The organism is bacterium (genome assembly GCA_009926305.1).
GTDB lineage: Bacteria > Bdellovibrionota_C > UBA2361 > UBA2361 > RFPC01 > RFPC01.
The window spans coordinates 1-4,634 of record RFPC01000126.1 but is presented as its reverse complement, the minus strand read 5'-3'; the positions used below and the strand labels follow the sequence as shown (position 1 = coordinate 4,634).

The following is a 4,634-nucleotide window of genomic DNA, read 5'->3' as shown; positions in this document are numbered from 1 at the left end:
GTAGCAGCAAAAGTAGAATCTACTCCAAAGCCAACCAAGCCTAAAAACCAGCAAGAGCTAGAGGAGTACCTCAGGAAGCAACGAGAACAGAATCGAGGAGCAGTTGTTGAAGAGCCATTACGAGCGCCAGAAACGACTACTCCAGAAGTGCAGCCCCGTATTCATCCTACTGAGCAGCCATTAGTTCGCCCAATGGAGACCCCCCAGCCGATGACGAGTCCAAAGATTGACGTTCAGACACAACCGTTGCACCGACTTTTTCAGCAGCCGAATGAAGAGTTAAGAGCAGTTACGGATACTTCGCCTCAGGTTCGTCAACAAAGAGAGTTAGCTGCCAAGCAACGAGCGAAAGCAAAGAAGCAAATGAGAAATAGAGGTGGAATCGGTGTGAGTGGCGAAGGGGTTGAAGTTCCGTACGGGCTTAAGTGGGTTGAGGGTGAGCGGTTTGCAGTCATCGCAACTGCAGTGAGGCACGACTATAAGGCTTCTCCCGATATTCTTCTCAGAAAACGGCAGGTTACAAAGATAAAGACTTTCTTTGGTGAATTTGAGTATTTAAGCTGGTCTCTTCCCCGTTACTAGATGCCCACTCTCTTCAGATGCTGATACAGAGTTGATTAAGTATCCAATCCATAACAGGATGAAGTTCGGCAGGAAAACCCCCTGAGCTATTGGAGCTAACGCGTGGAGCAGGCAAGGAACAAAGAGTCCTTATATTCTGATCTGATGGACTGTGGTGACTCGCTACGCTCTGTTGAATTCTCGTTTCGTCAGCCCCACAGGTTGGATACTGTTTTAGGCTTTGATCTTGTGGTCGATGATGGATATCTCGCGGAGGGAGAACTTCCAATCCGTCTTGATGTATTGGGAAGCAAGGAAGCACTTGATAGAGAGTTCTCTCACCTGGAGCTTTCAGGGGGACCGCTCCGTTCGGCGTTACCAGCACTCCTGGCACAAGCAACATGGGACCCGAGTGCTGATGTGCGAGTGTCTGCCATTGGCATGATAGGAAAGATGGTTCAGGAGCAGGTCAATGCTGGAAGTCTTATGAAGCATGAACTTGAGGGAATCCATGAAGCACTACAGCAGTTATCTCGTGTTCCCTTAAATCATCCTCCTGTCCTAGACACTCAAGAGGAGAGCCCAGTAGCACTTCCCATCAAAGCGGGAACACCTGCTGGAGCTATGACAAAAGAAAGGGTGCGGCTGGCAATTGTTAAATGTTTAGACCAGCCTGCTTTCGGCGAGTTTCGACCTTCTATCTCTGATATTTTTTCCGTTTTGAAATCAATGAAAGATCCCCACTTGTCTTTTTCATTGATTGAACACCTGCATGACCGAGTTCTAGAAAACTACTCGTCTGATGAGAGGCAAAAAGGGATCGAGAAGCAGCTTGATGTCTTGCATGAGCTTCCGAACGCACTTGCGGCTGACTTGCTGGGACGATTGAGAGAGCGTTCTCCAGAGTTTGTCGAGGAACGAATGAGGATCCTCTTAGGGCAGCGCAAGCCGTTGCAAGCAGAGAAGCTGTTAAGAGTGATTAATGAGCTATATGAGCAAGATATTCCCTTTAGAAAAGGGTTTCTTGAGCTCATTTTAAGAGAAGAGTTTGCTCCTGGGCTCAAGCTCGTGGCATGCAAGCTTGGGGCATCAACTGAAGCGTTGATAGACGGGTTATCTGATTCCCATAAAAAAGTCAGGGCGGCATGTGGAGACCAGTTGCAAAGGCGAACCCTCTCGGATGAACATATTGCTCTGATAGGAGAGCATCTTCAAGCGGAGCGTCCTCGGGATGTACGTCGTATTGCAGCAACGATCTTGTGTCAATTAGAGGACACTACAGCTGCAAGCCCGAGGTTATTATCGGGGCTTACTGATAGAGACTCTAAAGTTTGTAACCTTTCTGCCTTGGCATTAGCTCGATCGCATGATCTTACAGCCGCTTTCCTCTATTCAAGAGCAGCGCTGAAGCAATATGACTCGAGTCGTAAATATCCCGTTATTATCTTTCTCTATTCTTTAGATAGAAATCAGTCTGTCTTGCCAGCAAATCTTTTTCCACTACTGAGCGATATCGTTTCTTCTCCGATAGAGCCTCGCAAGGTTCGGGAAGTCTGCACTGAGATTATTGTGCGTCATGCAGAGCCAGAATATTCGAAGCGAGTTCTATTAAGACTCAGGTCTGAGGTGGGTCCGACAATGAAGGAATTCTTGAATGATATTCTGAAGCAGATAGGCTAAGGCCTGGGGCTGAAGCTCAAGGTGGTTCGGGATATTTTCAATCGCAGCATGAAAGAAGCGCTAAAGTTCGGATTATCATTGAGTGCCGTTGTGTTCGAGCTGGGGAAAGATTGAGCTCTTCGAGAGGCCTATCGAGGAGGGGTTTAGGGGGGCAGTAAAGCATCCTGTGAGTGCAGTGAGCATGAGAGTCCCTGCAGAGAGTTTTTATAACGGATTTTTGTCGTTATTCGATATTACTCTCTTTCTCCCCCTCATATTACTCCCCTGAGGGGTCTTCATTAAATCTTGGGAGCTCAGACAGCAGTTGACGCACTCCTTTACTGTAGTGATAAAGAGCAATGCGGGTAAGGCGGACTACTCCTCGTGGATTAGAAAGGTCTTGCAGTGACCGTTCGGCGCAGTGGAGAGCATTACCGAACGAAAGGCTTGCTTTGAGTAATGATTGAAGGAGTTGTTGGGATGTTTCTGCATCTTTACTTTTCAAGTCCAGAGCGAGGCTAGCCTGATCCATCCGTTCTTTCTCATTCAGAGCTTCATCCATGAGTGATTCGGCGTCGGTCAAGGCGCCACATCGCACTGTATCGATTGATTCAGCACAATTCTTTATAAGGTCCATAGTTCCGATTAGAGCACGGCTGCATCTTGGATATTGTCCGAGGAGGGACTCAATGAGCTCTAGTGCCTGAGCGGTATCAGAGGCGGTTGCGGGGTGTTCTGCCCCTTCTAGCGCCTGTTCAAATTGTCTTCGAGCTCGTAGGGGTGTTGGGTCTTTGTCGAATTCCATAGAGCAGATCCTGAAAATCGTTAAATATTGTGTTGGCAATTATCATCGCTACTCTGGTGTCGGTAATCAAAAAAAAGGCGGGTTTCCCGCATTCGCCTCGTTTTTTAGGCTCAAGATGAGCAAGGTGAAGTGGGATGCTTTGTCTTTATAAGGGAGTGTTTCGTTCCGAGGGGTCCTCAGGTATACTGAGCAACGCGTCAGAAGGTCGGATTTTTATGTGTTATTCTAGTAAATTACTGCATATCGGGATTATGTTGGCCCTCCTGATTGGATGGGTGAGTAGTGCGAGTGCTGAGGAGTGGACTTTTGAGAGTTCTTTGCGTGAAGTAGAGCGGCTTTCTTCTGAGGGGAGTTTCCCTGGAGCGTTGAGAGAGCTTGAGAGAGCTCGGGGTTATTTGTTGGACCAGAAAAACGAGCGAGTGAAGAAGTTTTTCCCGAATACAATTAGTGAAGCAGCTGGTGAAAAGATAGAGGTCAGTGTAGCGCTTGGACTAACGAATATGACTCGGCTTTATAAGGGAAAGAACATTGAGTTTAAGCTCTCGCTATTAGGGGGTGGCAAATCGATCTCATCGAACGAGGACTCAGGTTTGGGGCGGATGGCTGCCATGATACAAAAGGAGGATGGTGGTGTTGCTCTGGAGATCGGGGGGCGCTCGGCTCTCCTTGATGAGAGTGGCGCGAGACCGGAGCTTTCAATTTTCTTAAAAAGTGGGGGAATTTTTAAACTTGAGGGACGTAACAATATTACGAGTGCTCAGTTGAAGGGATTCGCGGCAAAGATAGACATCAAGGGACTTGATAGCTATTTAGAGGGTGCTCCCTAGGAGAGAGTTTTTTTTGAGGCCTGAAAGGGGATAGGAATATGGCGAAGTTAACGAGTAAGTACCGTTCTCATACATGTGGAGAGCTTCGTAGTGGGGATGTCGGGAGTGAAGTGACTCTTTCAGGGTGGATCATGCGTAAGCGTGACCATGGGGGAGTTTTATTTGTGGATCTTCGTGACCACTATGGGATTACTCAAGTTATCTTTCATGACGCGCACCTAGAAGAGCTTCAGAAAATTCGTCTTGAGAGTGTTGTTACCGTCACGGGAAAGGTATTGGCGCGTGAGGCTGAGTTAGTGAACCCGAAGTTACAGACGGGTGAAGTAGAGGTGCATTGCGAAGCATACACCGTGCAGGGCCATTCGGAGGTTCTTCCGTTTCAAGTAGCGGAAGATGATAATGCTCCAGAGGCGATGCGTCTTCAGCAGCGGTTTTTAGAGCTTCGACGAGAGGGGCTCCACGAAAATATCGTGAAGCGGTGTGAGATTATAGCGAGCATCAGAGAGATCATGCACGATCTCGGGTTTCGCGAATACCACACGCCGATTCTAACGAGTAGTTCTCCAGAAGGAGCCCGAGACTTTATTGTCCCTTCGAGGCGGCACCCTGGAAAATTCTATGCACTGCCCCAAGCTCCGCAGCAGTTTAAGCAGCTGATCATGATCTCTGGGTTTGACCGGTACTTTCAGATTGCACCGTGTTTTCGGGATGAGGATGCTCGGGCTGATCGTTCGCCTGGGGAGTTCTATCAGATAGACATTGAGATGTCTTTTGTGGAGCAG

Annotated in this window: 6 protein-coding genes; 5 read left to right on the top strand and 1 reads right to left on the bottom strand. The window is 48.1% G+C overall.

Annotation, left to right across the window (positions count from 1 at the left end):
• The 3 genes from EBR25_12520 to EBR25_12510 form a co-directional block, all read left to right on the top strand.
• A partial coding sequence (locus tag EBR25_12520) for a hypothetical protein (protein NBW41809.1) occupies nucleotides 1-582 on the top strand: 582 nt, incomplete at its 5' end.
• A 102-nt stretch (nucleotides 583-684) separates the two neighbouring features.
• The gene (locus EBR25_12515; GenBank protein ID NBW41808.1) at nucleotides 685-2,241 is read left to right on the top strand and encodes a hypothetical protein; all 1,557 of its coding nucleotides are present in this window, start codon (nucleotides 685-687) and stop codon (nucleotides 2,239-2,241) included.
• An 82-nt stretch (nucleotides 2,242-2,323) separates the two neighbouring features.
• The gene (locus tag EBR25_12510; protein NBW41807.1) at nucleotides 2,324-2,509 is read left to right on the top strand and encodes a hypothetical protein; all 186 of its coding nucleotides are present in this window, start codon (nucleotides 2,324-2,326) and stop codon (nucleotides 2,507-2,509) included.
• Here the strand turns inward: EBR25_12510 and EBR25_12505 are convergent.
• On the bottom strand, nucleotides 2,498-3,025 hold the full coding sequence (locus EBR25_12505; GenBank protein ID NBW41806.1) for a hypothetical protein: 528 nt from the start codon (nucleotides 3,023-3,025) through the stop codon (nucleotides 2,498-2,500). The two genes, EBR25_12510 and EBR25_12505, sit on opposite strands and share 12 nt — an antisense overlap.
• A 134-nt stretch (nucleotides 3,026-3,159) precedes the next feature.
• On the opposite strand from EBR25_12505, the gene EBR25_12500 reads away from it, so the two are divergent.
• Nucleotides 3,160-3,852 carry a hypothetical protein gene (locus tag EBR25_12500; protein NBW41805.1) on the top strand — a complete coding sequence of 231 codons (693 nt, stop codon included), beginning with the start codon at nucleotides 3,160-3,162 and terminating at the stop codon, nucleotides 3,850-3,852.
• A 38-nt stretch (nucleotides 3,853-3,890) separates the two neighbouring features.
• Nucleotides 3,891-4,634 (top strand): aspartate--tRNA ligase (locus EBR25_12495; protein NBW41804.1); only part of this gene is annotated, 744 nt, incomplete at its 3' end.

Excerpts from the sequence above, each read along its gene's own strand:
- EBR25_12505 (NBW41806.1), bottom strand. The coding sequence starts at position 3,025 with ATGGAATTCGACAAAGACCCAACACCCCTACGAGCTCGAAGACAATTT.
- EBR25_12500 (NBW41805.1), top strand. The coding sequence starts at position 3,160 with ATGCTTTGTCTTTATAAGGGAGTGTTTCGTTCCGAGGGGTCCTCAGGT.